Genomic DNA, 18,915 nt, shown 5'->3' with positions numbered 1-18,915 from the left:
AAAGGACAAAGGATCGGTCGTTTGGTCGCGGTAGCTCAATGTGAAGCTTCCGCCGTCGGCATTGTGGCTGACTTGCTGCCGTTCGTTTTCCAAATCGACCGATAATCGATAACTTCCCGCCACGCCACTGTGGCTGATCACTCGCTGCGTCTCGGTGTCGCCGGCGTCGACAGCCACATTCGCGGTCGCACCCGATTGGTCCGCAAGACCCAGGTAGCGGTCCAGATCCTTCAAGCCGGATAGCCGGGCGGTCCACAAGGCATTCGGATCGTTGGCGAGCGAAACCTCATAGCCGCCCGCCACCGTATTGACGACGACGTCGCCGTCGTCCGTCCTGCCGGTAGCTTTCTGTAACGCGTCAAGCAGTTCCGTGCTGCTGATATCCAGCGGCAGCGGTTCGGTGCTGGCGATCAATCTGCCGACGACCGTTTCGGTCGCGGCAACCCCATTCGTGCGGGCCGGATCGTCGTAGACCGGCGATAGGAGCGTGCTTTGGTAGGCAAAATCGTTTTCGAAAGCGAGCACGTATGGGCCGTCAACGTCGCCCTGCACGGTCACGTTGCCTTCGCCGAGCAGGGCATCCAGCTCCGTCTGCAATTGGTCGGCGATGGCGATGGCAGACCCCGTGTCGATCAGCCCGGTCGTGCCCAGATCATTCAGGTCCGGGCTGTTCGCCTTGCGCGTCATCACCTGAAGACTGAAAAGACCCACCGTCGGTGCGACCGTCAGCGTTTGGACCGAGTTGTATCCGACGTCCAACTGAAACTCACCCCGGATCCCCGCAACGGCGATCCCTGAGTTGGAATCGTTGATCACCAGGCTGCCGGGAACGGGAGGAGAATCGTCATTGCTGACAAACGCATCATTGACCGGTTGGAACAGAATCTGTTGAGCGTTGTTGCTGTACTCGATGATGGGAACGGTTTCTGTCGTGTTGATGGCGTCGCTGCCAATATCAACCGTGACGTCCTCGAGGTTGGATCCGGCCATGCTGCCGGCGGAAAAGTCATCTTCACCGCCACTCAGGTCGATCGACAGGTGGTTGATGCCCGTCGCGCTCGCATCGGTGCCGTCATCCCACAGCAGCCGGATGGTTTCGGCATCGGGGGCGTCCAGCGTCACGTTGTCGATCGCGAGCACCACGGCGTTATTCAGGCCGTCGATCAGGTCGACGCCGGTGACGTCATAGTTATCGTTGCCGTCGCCGCCCTCGATGCGTTCGCCGCTGGCGTTGAAAATCAGGGTGCCTTCGATTAGCACGGCACGCTGCCAGTTGATCGTGTCGTTGCCGTCGCCGGCAAGCAATTGGTCTTGCCCAAGTCCCCCGAACAGTGAGTCATTTCCCGAATCGGCATCCAGGATGTCATCGCCGGCTTCACCGAACAGCCGGTCATTGTCGCCCTCGCCGTACAGCCAATCGCTTCCGCCGGTGGCGCTCAGAAAGTTGTTGTCGCCGTAGACGGTATCATCGCCCGTTCCCGCGACGATCAAGTCGTTGCCCAGGCCGCCGAACACATAGTCCCCGTTTTGGCCACTGACGGTATTATCTTCGTCGCCGGCAAAGATGATGTCGGTGCCTCCGGCGGAGTTGTCCTGAGCGGAGTTGTCACCGTAAAGCGTGTCGTATCCGCTGTTTTCACTCAGCTTGAATTGCTGGCTGTTGTAATTGGCGACGATCGTTGAAAACGGCGTGGCGGCGGTGAAGCCGAGGTCCGCCAATGTCAACCTGCCGTCGGCATTCGCGTCATCCACTTCACCGCCGAAGATGATATCGTCGCCGGTTCCGCCGATGACTGTGTCATTCCCTTCGCCGGCAAAAACAAGGTCATTGCCGCTGTTCAGGATGACTTCATCGTTGCCCCCGCCGGCGCGGACCGTCATGGACAGCTTGGTTGCGTTGACGACGCGGTCGTCGCCCTCTCCCGTGTCGATGTAAAACGTGCTCGCCGTGTCCAGTCGCAGCGTGTCCTTGAACGTGACTCGGTCCTGGCCATCGCCGGTGTAGATCACGGAATTGACCGTCTTGCCCGTTCCGTTGACGTCGTACACAACGACATCGTTGCCTCCGTCGCCGTAGATGGTGAAATCCGCAAAACTGTTGATGTTGAAGGTGTCTTGCTCGGCACCACCGTGGAGCTCCACGGTGACATCTTGAATGCCGAACCCGATCGTAAAGGTGTCCTTTCCGTCTGACCCCGCTGCCACGATGCTGGTGACGTCGCTAGCCAGGAACAGGAATTGGTCGTCCGGGTTCTGGATGTTGTATTTCGAATCGGGCGAGCCCTGCGAATTGCTCGGCGTCCTGATCTGAATGTATTCCTGCTCCTGGCCGTTGCCATCTTCGCCTTTGACGCGGTCAATCGTGATCGAGTCGTCGCTGTCCGTCGTGTTGACCGTTAGCACGCCATTGTCCAGCGAACCCAACTGCTGAAGCTGGACCGGCGAGCAGCTGAGCTCGAAGGACAGCAAAGTCTCGCGCAAGAAGTCGATCGAATCACTGAATAAAGTGATCTTGCTGAACCCCAGATCCAGACCGACCCACAGAAACGCGTCGAGGAAAATGTCCAGTTCACCGCCCAGGTCGAACAGGCACCAAGGGTGATCGCTGCCGAGCACGTCGATGATTTCACCGGCACGAATCCTGCCGTCGCGAGACCCCAGCTCGGCCGAATCCAGGTTGAAGAAGACTTCGGCTTCCAATCCACCGCCGACACCGGCTTCGATCAAACCCGAGATGCCGATGTTCGCATCTGCGCCGACGATCGTCCGGAACGTCACTTCGCTGACATCGACACCCTGACTGTTGAAGTCGTTGATGTAGAACCCGTCGAATAGTTCGGCGATGACCGCCGGATCTTTGCGTTCAGCCTTTGGGTATCCCAGGAACCTTTCGATTCCGCGTGAGTCGTAACCGAAATCCAGGTCGATCAGCACGTCGATCGATCCGAACAGTTCCGCGTTCAATCCCGGGAAGATCGGAAAGCCCTCGTCCATCGTGAATCCGAGGTCGAGCGTCGGCACGTCCCATTCAAAGAACGAGATGCCGTCAAGATTGCCGCTGATCAGACTGAAGACCTGCGACGGACTGGTCAGGAATGGTAGCGCGATGCCGGAGTTCTTCAGCCGGGAGATCAGACCGGTCGAGGCGGAGGCATTGTCGGGTTGGGTGGGCCCGAGCGCCTGTTGCTTGAAATCGAACTCGCTGGAAAGGGTGTTCTGCTGGTCGACCTGGTTGTCGCTGATGTGGGCCAGCTGGTCATCGCCCCTGAGGTTGAAGTTTTCTCCACCAAAAGAAAAGCTCCCCATGTTGATGACGATGTCGTCGCTGCCGGCCAACTGATCGAGAATCTTGATCGCGCTGTCGACCAATTCCAGGGCCTCGAAAAACTTTTTTGCCGAACCGCCGCCGAATTCTTCGGCTAACAAAATGAACGTGACTGGCTCGCCAGCCAGTTGAGTCAACACGGGGATCGGCGCGTTGAGAATATCGAGCACGGGCTCGAAGGGTTTGACGATCTGGTCGACTTTGTCGAACACCGGACCCAGCATGCCGGTCAGATACCTGCTGAGATTAAAACTGACATCGTTGAAGGCAATCACCGGCGATGATCCGAAGCTGCTCGAATCGTCGTCGTTTGTCGCGCTGGACCCGGTGCCGAACCCGAATTCTTGGTCAAACGTGAAGTTGGCGCCCAGCTTGGGCAGTGCATCGACGCCATCCACACTTAGCGAGACATCAAAATCGGCCTCGGCCTTGCCCTGGAATCCTGCACTGATGATCTCGCGCGCCGGGTACTGTTCGATTTCACTGAGTGTCAGCCGCCCGTTTCCGTCGCCCGGGTCATCGATGTCGACGTAGAACTTGCCGAACAGCCCGCTACCGGCCTGTTGGCCGTCCAAGTCCTGAACGCCGTTGTCGCTGAAGTCCAATTCCATGAACCCGAGCTCGATGCTGCCATCGAAGTTCGGCATGTTGTTCGCATCGAGGCCCAGGTCAGCCGTCACGGTGAATTCCAGTTCGTCTTGCCGCGAACTGTCAATGTAGAAACCGTCGGTCCAGCTGATGCCAAAACCGAGACCGATGCTGTACCCAAGGGCGATATCGATCATGTCATTTTCGCCAAAGTGCAGCCCCAGTCCGGGAATCGCCAGGTTCAGGTCCAGCGGCACGCTGCCGGTGAAAAACTCCTGTCCCAGCTCGAAGTCGAACTGCACAAAATCTGTTCCTCCGGTGACGACGATGTCTTGCTTGTCCAGACCGTTGCCATCACTGTCTTGCAGCAGCCCAAGCTGCGTTGCGAAGACGCCAAACAGGGCATCCTGGACCAGCGACACCGCACTGCCATTGCCGCTGCCGTCCAAGCCCACCAGGGCGGATCGGACTTGATCTCGGAACGTGCCGATGAAGTCCGCTTCCTTCCGCAGCGTGTCCCCGATGAAGGCCAAATCAATCCCGAACACTTCGCCCTCGAACAGACCCTGTAACGTGCCGAGGATTCCGTCTTTAAACGGATCGCCGGTCGGGTCACCGTCTTCACCGGCGATCACCGTGATCAGGTCAATGTTGTTCAGCAGCGAGAACAGGCTGATCGAATTCTTGAATGTCGGCGTGATCACCTGGAGCGTCGAACTGTTGCTGCCGTTTCGGATGGAGGTGCTGATTTCATCCAGGTCGGAAGCAATCACTTGTAGGACGTTGTCTGCCACGCCGTCGCCGTTGCGGTCTTCGGCGCTGCCGCCCATGGGCAGGTCATCGGTGGGAAAGAACAGCGGCAGGTCGACTTCGATCGAGCCGCTATGGGCAAACTCGACCGCGTCTTCCAATTGGGTGCGTGTCGCCTGATCAACAAACAGCGAATAGCGGTTGTCGCCGGAGCCCTCGACGCCTTCGACCGCCGAGCTGTCGGACTTGAGCGCAAACAGGAATCGCGCCGGATCCAGCCTTCCGTCGCCGTCAGCGTCGACGCCCGAGTTCAGCTGGATACGTCCCTCTTTGATATGAACGCCAATCTTGTCCAGCCCGTTGTCGCTCAGGACGGACTCGAGTCCCTTGATCAGCGGATTATCGGCGCCGAACAGTTTCTCAAGGTCATTGAAGGTTTCGTCAAGGTTCAAGTCGATGTCGAATTCCAGATCTTCGGCATCGAGGTAGGCCTCCAAAGTGACTGACGAATCGTCCGTGAGGTAGATCGCATCCTTGATCGCGCCGTTGGGGTTGAACCCGACGGTGACGTCGATGCGCCCACCGATCTCAACTGCCAGGTCGCCGGCACCGTCGACCGCCAGCAGGTGGCTGACCCCTTCCAACGCCTCCCGAATGGGCCCGTCGGGAAGCAGTTGGACGACCTCTTCGAAGCTGAACGCAAAGGCGAGGTCGCCGGCAAAATCGAAGTTCTTGGCGATGCTAAGCTCGACCGAGTCGCCTTGCAGCGTCAATAGAACTTGCTCGGCCGGACCAGAGTCGACGGCAACGGAGGCTGTCTGGCCCATTTCGTTGAGCAGCGTACTACTGTCCAGGACGATCGCCGGGAAGTCCTCCTGCTGCCTGGCCCCGACAAAGGCGATCTGCCACGGGGACGCCGCGATTCCGTCCCCGCGGACTTCGATGTCGCTGGTGTCGATCGATGTCAGGCCTTGCAAAGCCATCAAGACATCGTGTGCCGTGGCATCGAAGTCCAGCGTGAATGTCTCGCCGGTATCCACCAATTTCAGCGTCATTTGGCCGCTGACCGCGTCGCTGGAGATCCGTTGAACCAGACTGCTGTCGATGTCCAGCTTGTCCTGCAGGAATGCTTGCGCGGACACCAGATCGTTTTTGACGTTGCTCTCATCCGATTGCGTGATGTTCACGACGGCTGTGGTCACGCCGTCCGCCGCCAGCATCGTGTTGGACTGCACATTCAGCGTCGGCACTTTCACGCCACGCTTGGCATCTTGGAAGCGAATCACCCAGGGATCATCTTCGGTGTGCGACCCTTCGACTTGGACCTGCGTCACTCCCAGCGTGTCGGTCACGAAGCTGAGTCCGCTGATGATCGACTGCAGCTGTTCGGCCGTTGTTGTGGCGTCAATTGAGAACGCTTCGGCTTGCGGCTGGCCTTCAAACAACAGCACCAGCTCACCCGTGCTGCCGGCGCCGGTGTGCGTGACATACTGAACCTGTGCCGCTTCCAACTCCTCGACAAAATTCAGGACCTGGCGGATGTCAGCCAGAGCCGTGTCCAAATAGTTGTTCAGCAGTGGGATTTCGGCGACGACGGACGCGTTGTTGACGGCCAGGTTGTCGACGAAATCGACGGCGTTGCGGATTCCGTTGATGACATCGGCCACGTTCAGGTTGGCGATGTCGTTCAAACTCGGCAGCTGGGCGATGGCGTTCTGTAGATCGCCCCACAGGTCATCGGTCTGGTAGTTCAGGCTTGTCTGCACCAGCGGACTGCCGTCCAAGTCGACTTCGACGGGCAGATCGGTCGACAGGCTGGAACTGATCACCGAAACGTCGACCGCGGACAAGCCCAATTGCTCAAGTTCCGCAAGCGAAAGCGCCACGCCATCGTTGAGCGAAAAGTCCAGCAAGGCTCCGATGTCCAGGCTTCCGTCTTCTACCTTGCCGACGATCGGGCCGAAGCCCAGTTCGCCGCTGAAATCGGTGATCGTCAGGTCGGCGCCGATTTGGACGTCGTTGACCTGCAGGTACATGTTTTCGAGCGAGATCACGTTCGCCAAATCGGCGAAGTCGACGCCGACGGCGAAATCCAGGCTCATGTAGCCGGCGGCATTCAGCGTCGATCCTGTGGCGATGTTGAAGTCGACGTCGCTGGAAAGACCGACGTCGTTTCGCAGAAAGTCGCTGAAGTCACTCAGTTCGAACTGCGTGCTGCCTTGCAGATCGAAGTCAAAGCCGACCATCAACTGGGAATTGTTGTACGACAGCGAGATGATTTTGTTGGTGTCGTACACCGACAAGTTGTCTCTGGCCGCCTGCAGGCCGACCAATCGAGAGACCAGGTCGGGCTGCGTGGCAACGAAGTAGCTTCCCAAGACATCGTCCTCGACAGCCGAAACGTCGCCGGTATCGATGACCGTTGACGAAGCAACCAGGTCACGGTTTGCCATCGCCGCCGCGATCAGTGCAGCGTCACCTCCGAGCGCCGGAGCTGCAGCGATCTCGCTATCGGTCGACTGTCCGTCGAGCCCCGCCGCGGCGAGGCTGAAGCTTGCTTGCAGTAAGTTCAGTGCGTCGGTGGCCGCGGCCAGATCCTCGGCATCGACTCGGCTCAAGTCAACCGTCGCAAGCTTGCCACTGTCCGTGGGTGGCAGGGAACCGGTGGCCACATCCAATGCGGCCTCCGTCATGCCGTCCGCCGCCTTCAAATCGCTGGCGATGATCAGCAGTTCGGGAACGTCCACCGCGCCGCTGCTGTCGCTGAAGCCGATCAGCCAGGGTGATTGCTCGGCGCCCAATCCGGAGACGGTCAAGTTGATGCCGGGGTTATCCGTGAAGTAGCTCAGCCCCGACAACGTATTGATCAGATCCGCAGTGGTGTCGTTGGCGTTGAGTACAAACGTCTCGGTTTGCCCGCTGAGCTGCAGAGTTGCCGAGCCGGTGACGGCGTTGTGTGCCACCCGGGCCTGGGCTGGCAATGCGCCCAATGCCGCCAACTGTTGAGCTGCCTGGCCCACGGCGGCTTGCTGACCGAGCGGCGTCAACAGATCGGTGGCGTCGGTAACCGTCTGTTCCGACGTCAAAAGTATCTGTCGATTGTTGACCGCGTCGGCATACAGCACCGGATCGATCAGCGTCAGCGCGATGTCCTCGTCCAGAGACCGAGGGTTCAGACTGGCCGCGGTCAGGCGCAGCGAGGCCGCGATGATCGATTCGTCCGTGTTTTGAATGGTCGTCAGCGCGTCGGTCGCCGTCTGTAACAGATCCAAGTTGCCGAACGCTGTGGTCACATCGTCAACGGTGATCGTTGTCGGGTTGTCAGTATCGAGTCCGCGCGCCGACAAGTTGTCTCGGGCGGCTGTCAGATACTGATTGGCCACCCAGATCAGGTCGCCCAGCAATCCCACGGCAGCGTTCGCGGCGGCCTGGCTGTCGGGATCGTCCGGATACAGCGCGGCAACGTCGCCTTCGGTGGCTTGTGGTTCCAGGCCCGCATCGTCGAGTAGGAACAGTGCTTGCAACTGCGAAAGCGCTTCGGTCGCGGCGGGCAGGTCGACGTCGCTGACGCCGCTCAGGTCGATCGCGGAAACTTCCGCCGAGGTCGTCGGCGGATCCGTGACCGCTCCGGTATCGACAAGCGTCTGACCCGCCTGTGCCAAGACGACTTCGGCTGCCGGCGTCCCCAAGGAAAGGAAATTGCCCACCGACTGCTGCAGCAAAGTGAGGTCGTCGAGGGCCCGCTGGGTGGGCTGTGTCTGCAGCAGCGAAGTCGTCGCGTCGGGCGGATCGGATTGCGGATCGGGGATCGGGAAGTCCGGCGTCATGCCGAGTGAGTTGACGACCGAGAGCGCATCAGCGTAAGCGTTCGCTGCGTGGTAGCCCGGGTTGTTCGATTGAATCGCGAATAGGTCGCGGTCCTGTTGCAAACTTGTGAACGCCGAAACGGTGCCGCTTTGCTGCGCCATCGCGATCGCGATTTCGGCTTCAGTCACGAAGTTCGGATCGGTCGCGTCCACGACAAACGTGCTGTTCAGTGCCAACAGTCCGTTAGCCGCGTCGAGCGTATTGCGCGCCGTCTGCAGCGGAGCAAACGTGTCCAGCCAAGCCTCGGTCTCGGCGAGCGACAATGCCAGAGCGTCATCGCTTGATAGGCCGTCAAGCCCTTGAGCGACCGCCCGAAGCGTTTCCACCGCCGCTTTCAGCGTTGGCTTGTTGCCGAAGCTGGCCGTCGAAAGGTCCAACGCGTTGTCTAAGGCGAAGTTGACATCGACTTCGAACGACTGGATATCGGTCAGATCGGTTTGGACCGTTTCGAGCGCGTTGATCATTTGGGTGATGACATCAATGTCCTGATTGACCTGACCTTCACCCAGGATCTCGACCAGTGATTTGCCGACGATGGGGATCGGGTCGTACGCGCGACTGCTGTTATCGACCAGGCCCTGGAGCGCCGTGATCAAACCGTCCAGCACCACGTCAAGACTGACGTGTTGAAACTCGATGAAGTTGTCAAAATCGGCCGTCAGCAACGTTCCAGCGAGCGCGCCCAGAAAGCCCGAAACGCTCGCATCGGAACCATCCCCGTTGTAAACACCGAACAGTTCCGTCGGCTCCTGCTGCAACCCGGCGAGCGCGCCCTCGAGCGCGATCGGCAGATCGATGATGAACCCGGGCCTGGCGGTCAGCGAAGGCGCGCCAAACAGGTTGCCGTCGGGATTGCCGTTGCTGTCGAAAGTGACCGTGCCGTCGGTGCCCACGCCACTGGTGATGTTGAACTTCAGCGTGCCATCCTCGACACCCATGCCGAGCGGGCCGAGGGCGACCGAAATGTCCAGCGGTTCGTCGTGATCCAAACTCAACCGCAAATCGATCGATGGCTCGGTGACGTAGAACTGGTTTCCGTCATCCAGACCGAACGTGAACGCCAAGTCCACGTCGACTTCGAACAACAGCGGTGTGTTCTGGGTGACGTTCAACCCGAATCCGTTGAAGGCTTCGCTGAAGTCAACGGTGAACGCCTCTTGAAATGACGACAAGACCAAGTCGGCATGGAATTCACGAAGGGCTGACGAGCTGGATGCAGTGAGCACATCGGTACTGGCGATCAGGTCACCGGTCGTGATCGGCCCGTTCGCAAAAGCAGTGTTGACGGCACCGATCAGTTCGTTGTTGATTCGTGAGCTGATCGAATTGGCGAAGTCTTCCAGCCCGTCCAGTTCGCTCAGTTTCACCGTCGCATAGGGCAATTTCCCGAAGGCATCGAACTCATCGACCAGTTGCTGGGCCGAGGCCACGACGCTGGACGAAAAAGCGGATAACCCCGACACGAGTCGGCTCTGGTCGCTGTCCCCGGATAGCGGTGCCGGATCTCCCAGCAATGGGGAAGGATTGGTCTCCGCCGTCAACGTTGGGTTCGACTTCCCGTTGTCGATGTACTGATCCCCGAATTGCGAGACGCTCTTCAGATCGAAGTCGCCATAGACCAGCGCTGATTTCGTGACTGTACCACTGTCCGTCTCCTTGACTTCGAACAGCGTCTGCTTGGGCGTATTTGAATCGATCTCCGTGCGATGCAGTTCTTCCTTGTCACCAAGCTCCAAATACAAGAAGTCGACAACGTTTGTCTCGCCATCGACGTCGTAGATGATGTCATTGCCCCAGTTTCCGAAAAAGTAGTACTTGTCGCTTGCGGACGACCCGATAAAGCGGTCATCACCGCCGCCCCCCGCGACCGCTTGGATGTTTATTAGCGTTGTCGTTGCGGCGCCAGGAAGTGTGCTCGGGTCCGTGTTATTCGTGGGGTCGGTCGGATCGAATTTGCCGGCGTTCCCCCCGGTCCAAGACGTCGGCGTATCCAGACTCAGATTGAACGTGATCGCGTCCTCAACTTCTGAGCCGTCGCCTCCCAGCGGGACGTACGAGAAAATGTTGGTGCCACCGACCCCGTCGACCGAACCGCCACCGCCCAGGCCGATGATCACATTGTCGGTGGTGTTTCCGTTGAGCGTGTCCTTCCCATTGGTGCCGATGATCGTGCTGACATTGGCAACTTCCGCATCGAGTAGAAATCCCAGGATGTCGGAAATGATCGTATCGTCTTGGATGTAGGCTTCCATTGCCTTACTCGCTTCGGCGATGCTGATTCCCCTTGCGCCGCCGACGAGATCCGCAAGACCGAATTGAATGCTCGAGCCTGATAACAGGTCGTCGAGTGAGTTGTACAGACGCTGATCGAGATCCGAGGCCTCTTCGGGGTCGAAGTCGCGAAGGTCTTTGATCGTGTCGATCAGCCGGAGCGGTTCGGGAGCGGCAACGGCTCCCGCCTGGACGGTGATTCCTTCGAAACCGGGAATGTTCGACTTGTCGGGATGGATGCCGGAATAGTCAAGAACGATGTCGCTGCCGCTGATGCGGCCGGCCAGGTTCGGAATGTCTGCATTTCCGTCGTCATCGTTGAAATGAATCGTTGTTGTGCCGCCTCCGCCAATGATGCTCTCGATCCCCATCGCGAAGACTCCGCCGCCGTCGGCAGCCAGCGCATTGATATCTTCTTGAATACTTTGGGTACTAAAGTCGTAGGCTTTCTTGAACGCGTCCTTGATGGCATCGCCAACGTTGCTACCTGTGCGGATTGCGTTTTCAATGCCGCTTCCCAAAGCGGTGAAAGCTCCGCCGGGATTCACCAGATTCGCGCTCATCGCGGCCAGAGTTTCACCGAAACTCAAACCGGTCGTGTCGAACGGTGTGACGAGAACGTAGTTGGACGAATACTTTTCGACGATCTTCTTCGGATCGAACTGGGGCTTGGTTGTGGTTCCCAGAAAAGTAGCTGCGGTCTCATTGTTGGTCGCATTGGCTTGAAAGATCGAAACGTGGAGATCGCTGCTGACGTTGCTGAAATCCAACGTGTCGACGGTTTTCAATTCGGTCTGGACGTCAAAGGGCTCAATCACTGCCGAGAGCCCCCACCAACCGGCGTACTGATAGGTATCCGGACCAGTCAAACCTGCCATGACCGAAACCCCCGGGTTCAGATACCCGAACAAACGGCCGTAATCGACGGACCCACTATTGAGATCGATGCCGTCGAAAAGGAAATCCATGAACGCGTTTTCAAAATTGTCGGCACCGATGCCGATCGTGTTCTGGCCGGGCAAACGCAACGACGAGACGTACGGCCTGAACTCGTCGGGCACGCTGTTGTAATAGTCGTCGTATGGGGTCGGACTGAAATGGTTCCCGGTCGTGACGCTCACGCCTCCGCTGACAGTTGAGAGCTGATGAACGTTGATGACGGTGCCACTGATTCCCTTGAAATCCGACTCGCGATTGCCGATGCCGAAGGTATTGTCTTGCCCGCCGGCATGACCGGGAATCGGCAAGACTGAATTGAGCAGGTTCAAGCCACCGAGTTCGGATAGTTGCCGGCGGTAGACCGTGTACTCGGAATAGTCCAGGTTGTTGTTGACAAAGATGTCCGGTAGCTGGCCGCTTGTGACCGACTCGTAGAGCTTCGCCGGATTGACAATCCCCTTGTACGGCAATATTCCGGAACTGCCGACGATCGTGCCCTTGAAGTCGACCGGCATGTTCGGATCGCCTTTCCTGAAATTGACACTCCCGGCACCGTAGTGGGTGCCGATGTTGATGTCATTGGCCGACCCGCGACCGGTGTAGATGACAGTGTTTTCATCGATGCTTGTGAAGATGACCTCATTGAATCGCAGCGGAGGAAAAGGAATGCCAAAGTCGAACCCGAACGGAAGATTGACGTTGGCAATCCGTTTGACCTTCAACTGCAGAGACGGATCCCGGTTCAACCTCATATCTTCATCCTTGTTCGACCACTCGATCTCGAACTCGAGGTCCTTGGTGACCTGGCGAAAGTCGATGACCAGTTTGTGTCCGTTGGCGGTCATCTCCCGGGTATCAATCTCAAGCTTTTTCTCGTCCCGATTCCAACGGTTGTTGATCGCCGTGAAGTAGTCCGGCGTGCCAACGCCACCGAAACTGCGGCCGAAGGGTTGGGGCGAAAATGACGACGTTTTCTGCCCCCAGTCGTTCCCGAACAGGAACGTGTTCGATGCGTTTGCTGGTTTAATCGTCTCGGTGTAGAAAAGTCGGCTGACGCCCCCTTGGAAATCCTTCCCGACCATCAACGAGCTGTCAAAGTTCGTGCTTGACGGCAGAATTCGCAGGCCCATGGGGGTGTTGTTGACGCGCGCCATGTTCTGCAACTGAATCGCCACCCCATCGGTATCAATGATTCCAAGATTACTCGTTCGCACCACCGTTAGTCGGTTGCGGTCCCAGGTCGCATCAAGTGCTTGCAAGGCGTCATTGAGCTTGTTTTGCAGCGCCGTGGCCAGTGTCGGCAAATCCCGCATCGCAAGGTCCGCCTGCGTCACTGTGACTTCGACAATTCGCTCGCCCTGGCCGTCTCCCGCGTCAACACCGACACGCAATCGATATTCGAAATTGCCGTTCGTGGGGACAGTGAAACTCTCAACGTCCGCGAGAGCGATTGAATCGGAATTCGAACCGACATACTGCCCCGCGACGAACCCCATGTCCTCCTTCACCGACACCGCGCCGACGGATGGCAACCACATTTTTTCTTGAGAGTCTCTCAGGCTTCCCTTCAGCCTGTCGTACGTGGTGGCGCCTGAGATCAGTTGGCCGCCACTGAGGATGTGAACCAGTTCCTGGTCGACTCCGGAAAAATCGATCTCGTTGCGGCCGTTATGCTCCGTCGGCTTTTCGACGACCGAGTCATGCCCCCAGCTATTGAGGAATTGAAAGTGGTCCTTGCCGTGGCCGCCGTCCAGCAAGTCATTCCCGGCGTCACCAAAGAGATAGTCGTCGTCATCTCCGCCGTACAGTTTGTCGTCTCCGGCGCCACCGTAGAGATGGTCGCTGTCGTTGCCGCCCTTGAGCACGTCGTGATCGGCGTCGCCGTAGAGGTGATCATTTGCCGGGCCGCCGTCTAGCGTGTCATCTCCGGAACCGCCGTGCAGCGTGTCATCGCCATCGGCGCCGAATACCGTGTCGTTACCGGCCATCGCGTCGATCACGTCCGCTTGAGCTCCGCCTTGAATGGTCGTGTCGCGATTCAATCCGATCAGGTCAGCGCTGACGTTGTTGGGCGTGACGGCTTTGAATTTCAAGTTCGGGTCGAGTGTGATCAGCGTCAGCGTTAGCGGGGGGGCGTTATTTTGCGGCTCATTGTTGACCGTCAGGTTGCCAGCAGCGCCTTGGTTTGTGACGATGCTGACCTCCCAGCGAAGATTGTTGGCCGGGTCATTGACACCCGTCACCGAGACGTCGCCGACCACGGCGTCGCCAAGATCTCCGAGTGCCCTCTCGATGTCTTCGGCGCTCGCATTCCAGTCCAGCACCCGCGTGGTCTGGCCGTTGTATCCCAGCGTGAAGCGACCGGAAGCAGCGGTGTTGGAGAGTTGCCACTTGGCCAACTTGCCGACCCGGTTGCTGACCGTGTCGATGCCGTTGATTTCCAGGAAGCCGCGGCTGGTACCACTGAACGTTGCTGCCGTGAACTCCACGCGTTGCGCGATGTTGTTGCTCGTGATCTTCCAAGGATTGTGGTGGGTGCCCTCTCCGATGACGGTCAAATCTGCCGCCGCCATACCGGCCGCGGGGACCAGCCTGTTCACCTCCGCGATAATCCTGTCTTTGACCGCTGCCGCCGTGGCCGGCAGAAACAAATCGATCGGCGCAGGTATTGCGTTGCCGTTGTAGCTGCCGGTCAGCGACACCTTCCATGTTTGGGATCGGATCGAATCGTCGTGAAATGTCGAAAGAGATTGGACGTTCTGATCTTTCTTGGTGAGCTTGACGGTCGCGTACTTGGCCGAGGACAGTTCGGGGCGCGTGCCGAATGCCCCTTGGATCGAGATGGTGTAGACGTCGTCGTTGTTGCCGCTCGGTTGGACGTCCACCAGATTTCGATCGATGAAGCTGTTCGGCAAAGCCCTGAGCGCCGCTTGCATTTTGCCCGCTCGAACATTGGCATTCTCATTCTTGAGAAACTGAATGAGAGGCGTTGTATGCTGCCCCGTCGTTTCGTCGCCGACGGTCAACGTAAACGGCGTGAGCTCCGCGTTCGGGATGGAAAGATTTCCGAGTCCATAGATCGGCTGCGGCGCGGCCTTGAGCTTCCACCTGACCGTTTGCGGGGCTTGATAATTCGCCACGGGCGTCAGGGTGCTTAAGGGCGCGGCACCGCCAGTCCCCAGATTCTCCACGGCACCGAACAGGTTCAAACTGCTTGCGTTTTCCGGGGCAAACTGGACCTGGTGGTTGTCCGCGTTGGTCGATGGCGGCAAGATCTTCAACGCCGCGTTGTTGACATAGTTTTGGGGGAACTCGAACGTGCTGATGGCCTGACCGACACGCAACTGGGGGATACCAGTCACGATGATCTTGTCGTCGACGGCGCTTCCGTTCGCCCGCGTGATCGTCAGCTGCGTACCGGCGTTGTTGTAAACGAGTGTCAGGTTCTCCGTGACCTGCGTCAGATCGAGCAGGCCCAGACCGGAACCGTTGGTGATCTCGATTTTGCCCGTCCAATTCCCCATCACGGCGTAAGTGTTGAACCCTTTGCCGCCGATAATCGCGTCGACGTCTTCAAACGTGCTGCCGTTGCCAACGGGATTGTTGGTGTTTTGAAACACCGAGAAATTCGGCGCCGCGGGCTGGTACGCAGCGGCATCAGCAGCGCGTCGGGTGCTGAAGCGGAAAAGCAGGTTGCCGGTGAACGCCGAAAAGTCCGCCGTATCGAGTTGCGTGCCGCCGTCGACGGTGTCGGTGCCAAAGTCATCGGCAAAGAAAAAGGTATCCGTCCCGGCTTGTCCCTTGAGCGTATCGTTGTCGGCGCCGCCGGTTAGCTCGTCGTTATCGAGTCCTCCGTCCAGATAGTCGTCGCCGCCTTCGCCGAACAAGTGGTCATTACCAGCGTCTCCGAACAGACCGCCATTGTCGGCGTCGGCGACGCTTTCCTTGTCGTTGCCATCACCACCCCACAGGAAGTCATTCTGAGGGCCGCCGGAAAGTCTGTCTCTGCCTTCACCGCCGTAGAGATTGTCGGCTTTGGCGCCGCCGTTGATCCGATCATTGCCAATGCCGCCGTAGAGAAAGTCCGCCCCGTCATCACCGGTGATCGTGTCGTCGCCCGGCCCGCCAAAGATGTGATCGGTGTGGTTGGAGTTGCCTCCGTCCAGCGTGTCGTTGCCGATGCCGCCGTACAGTCGATCCAGGCCGCCACCGCCGTTGATCGTCGCGTCGTCCGCGCCACCGCCGTGAAGTTGGTCCTTTCCAGTTCCGCCGTTGATCGTATCGGCCGCCGTGCCGCCGATCGCGACGTTGGAGCCGTTGTTGACTTCGCCTGTCGAGATTTCGATCGCAGCCGCAGAGATCCCGTAGAACGTATCCGCGCCGGCGTTGTTTCCGCTCGAGCCGGTGATCTTGGTGATCGCCCAGCCCATGATGCCGTCCGTCTCGCCCGCCTGGCTGCCGATCCCGGAAGCCGAACGTGTGGTGGCGATCTCCAGGTCCGCGTTCCGGAGAGACAGGGTCGTGTTGTTTTGCAGATCGGGTGCGTAGAAAGAAACCGTCCAGGGCTTGGCCGGCAAACCTGCTCCGGCGCCCGCGTAACCTCCCGCCAGGCCTTCTCCCGTCACCGAGACTTCCTTCAGGAGGATCATGTTGTTGTCGTCCTGCAATCCCTCCAGGGCACTCTCGATGTCTGCTGCCGAAGCATCAAAGCTGAGCGGCGTGGTCATGTAGTCATTCAGGCCATCGTTGACCACGATCTTGAAGCGTCCGTAGCTGGCCGGCCCGGTCGCGCCCGCTGCCATGTTCTTGGTCGAGAAGTTGTATTCCTTCTTCACGGCCGGAACTGCGGGGGTGCTGTTGACCAGCGTCAGAAATCGACCAGCGCCGGTCAGATTCGACGTGTCGATGCTGGTCACCGCGACGGTGTTGACAGCGACGTTATTGATGATGCGGATGCGCCAGGGGCTGGCGTCCGTCCCTGCGCCCGTCACCACGGGCATGATGTTCGCGTTGTTGATCGCACCGGAGATGGCCATCGCGATCAATTCCGGTTTTTGGCGGACTTCATGGATGTTCAACGCATCTGTCATCACTCTCAAACCGTTGAGCGGACTGATCACCTGCAAGGCGAACGTTCCCGAATCAGCATTCACGGCCAACGACCAACTCGTATCCGCTTGGGCGTCAGGCTTGACCGCGGTCAAGACCGCCAGACTTTGATCTGATGTCAGCGCCTTGATGTCCGCCGTATTTCCCTGGAAGGAAAATCGATACTCCGAGCCGAACGTCCCGTCGGCCCCGTTCACTTGCAGTCCGTTGGCCCGCCCCTTTCCCAACAGGTTCAGCGACGTGGCCAGATCTGCCGGGGCGTTGATGCCCCAGGCGACATTGGCGCCCCCGGGGAGCATGCCATCGACGTTGACTTTGAACGTGCTGTTGACGTTCTGTGGCCGGTAAAACGCCCAGGTCGAAGTGGTCGGCCGGACGGCAGATTCGGAAAGTTGCGTCGTTGTCCAATTGCCGATGGCGGGCAGAGCTGGCGCCAGGTTCACCTTGGCGGGGTTTTGAAAACCACTGTAGTCAAGCTCCACCGCTGAGGCGCCGGGATCATTGACCGTCGCGATGGACGCTCCGCCGACAAACTTCAAAACGTTTTTCTGACCGTTGACCAAAGTCAGTTCGGTCACCCGGTCGAACGAAAGCCGAACCGCCTGTGCACCGTCGCCTTGGGGCGTGAAAGCAACCGTGACAGAATCTTGGGCAACCGTGATCGTCACGTCCTTGCCGACGTTCGTCAGATTCAGATGGTGCGACCGTTGATCATTCAAACGAATGCTCTTGAGCAATTGGGCCGTGATCACGCGGTCGACGTTATCGCCGTTCTGATTGGTCGCTTTGAGCGTCGCTTTGATTTCACCCGTGTTGTTGACCGTCGTGACGACGTTTTTTCCGACGTCGCTCAGATTCAGCGTCCCGTTGCGCTGGACACCGCTGTGACCCTTCAAGCTCACATCTCGGTTGACACCCGCTTTGATGACAAACTCATTGGTCCCCGCACTGCCGTTGTACGTGTCGACGCCGATGATCGAGCGGAGTTTGGTGGTGACAATGTTGTTGCCGACCACTGTGCTGACTGACGTCCCCGGGCCGGCGTTGTCGCCCTGGCTGTCGTCATCGATTTGAAACTTGAGGTTGGTGTTTCCCAATTGCGGAAAGCTGAGTGTGTTGGTGCCTCCGCCGCCGGTGATGCTGGAGCCCACCAACGCCAAGTTGGGAAAGAACTGATTGACCTGAAAGGTGTTGTTGCCGACGTTGCCCGAAAGCGTGACGGTTTCGTCGTTTCCAATCTTTTCTACTTCCAGTGAATTGGTTCCTGCGGTGATTTTGGCGGCGGTGACCACAGCCGTTGCCGCGCCTTGCGAGATCGAAATATCGGCCAGGAGGCCACCGAAGGAAGTGAAAAGCGAGGGATCCAGGGTGTCGATCTGAATCGTGCCGTGGCTGTATTCCAACTGCCAGTCGCCGCCCAGCCCGGTCGCCCCCGTTGCGTCATCGGACGCTCCGATATCCGCGCCGGTCAGATTGGCCATTTCAGCGATGAACTCAACGCCCCCATGACTCCCCGCCACATCGCAGCCATACAAGAAGATGTCGGCACCGTCGACCAGAGCGTCCCGCCAAGCGGCGATCTCTGATGCGTATTGGGACAAGCTGTGTCCGCTTAGATTGGTCGACCCCAGTCGGAGGCGTCCCGCACTGCCGTGCGAGAGAACGTGAATGCCTTCGATGCCAGCACGCGTCTGCAGAAAGGTGCTGATCTGTTCGACTCCGTCTCGATCGCTGTCGAGCACCAACAGATCTTGATTCGAATGGAGAGGCAACGCCGCAATCAGCGATTGATAATCTTCGATTCCCGCGTCGACAATGAAAAGCTCTTGTCGAAGCGGTGTGAAGGCGTCGGCGGCGGCTAAAACATTCGTCGATGCATTCGCCTCCGGATTGCATCGAAGCTGACTCTCATCCGGCCGATCAGATTCATGACAATCTCCGTACAGCCCAGCCGGCAGCATTTGTTCGATGACGTGGTCGGCCTCAAGAAAGTCGGCCGCCAGAAGCTGTCTGGACTCCAACTGCTCCATCGGCAGCTGGTTCCGCGAACGGGAAGAGTGAATCAC

The 18,915-nt window shown here is 58.7% G+C and carries 1 protein-coding gene (running past one end of the window); it reads right to left on the bottom strand.

Annotated features, from left to right (window positions below; all coding sequences use genetic code 11):
• Positions 1 to 18,915, bottom strand: the 5' portion of a protein-coding gene (locus tag FYK55_RS29985) for a LamG-like jellyroll fold domain-containing protein (RefSeq protein ID WP_150076724.1). Its footprint begins 16,815 nt before the window's first position; the window shows 18,915 of its 35,730 coding nt (coding positions 1–18,915); the start codon lies at positions 18,913 to 18,915; the stop codon falls past the left edge of the window.

The sequence above is a fragment of the Roseiconus nitratireducens genome (assembly GCF_008629675.1).
Lineage (GTDB): Bacteria > Planctomycetota > Planctomycetia > Pirellulales > Pirellulaceae > Stieleria > Stieleria nitratireducens.
This window is presented reverse-complemented; position numbering and strand designations above follow the sequence as displayed.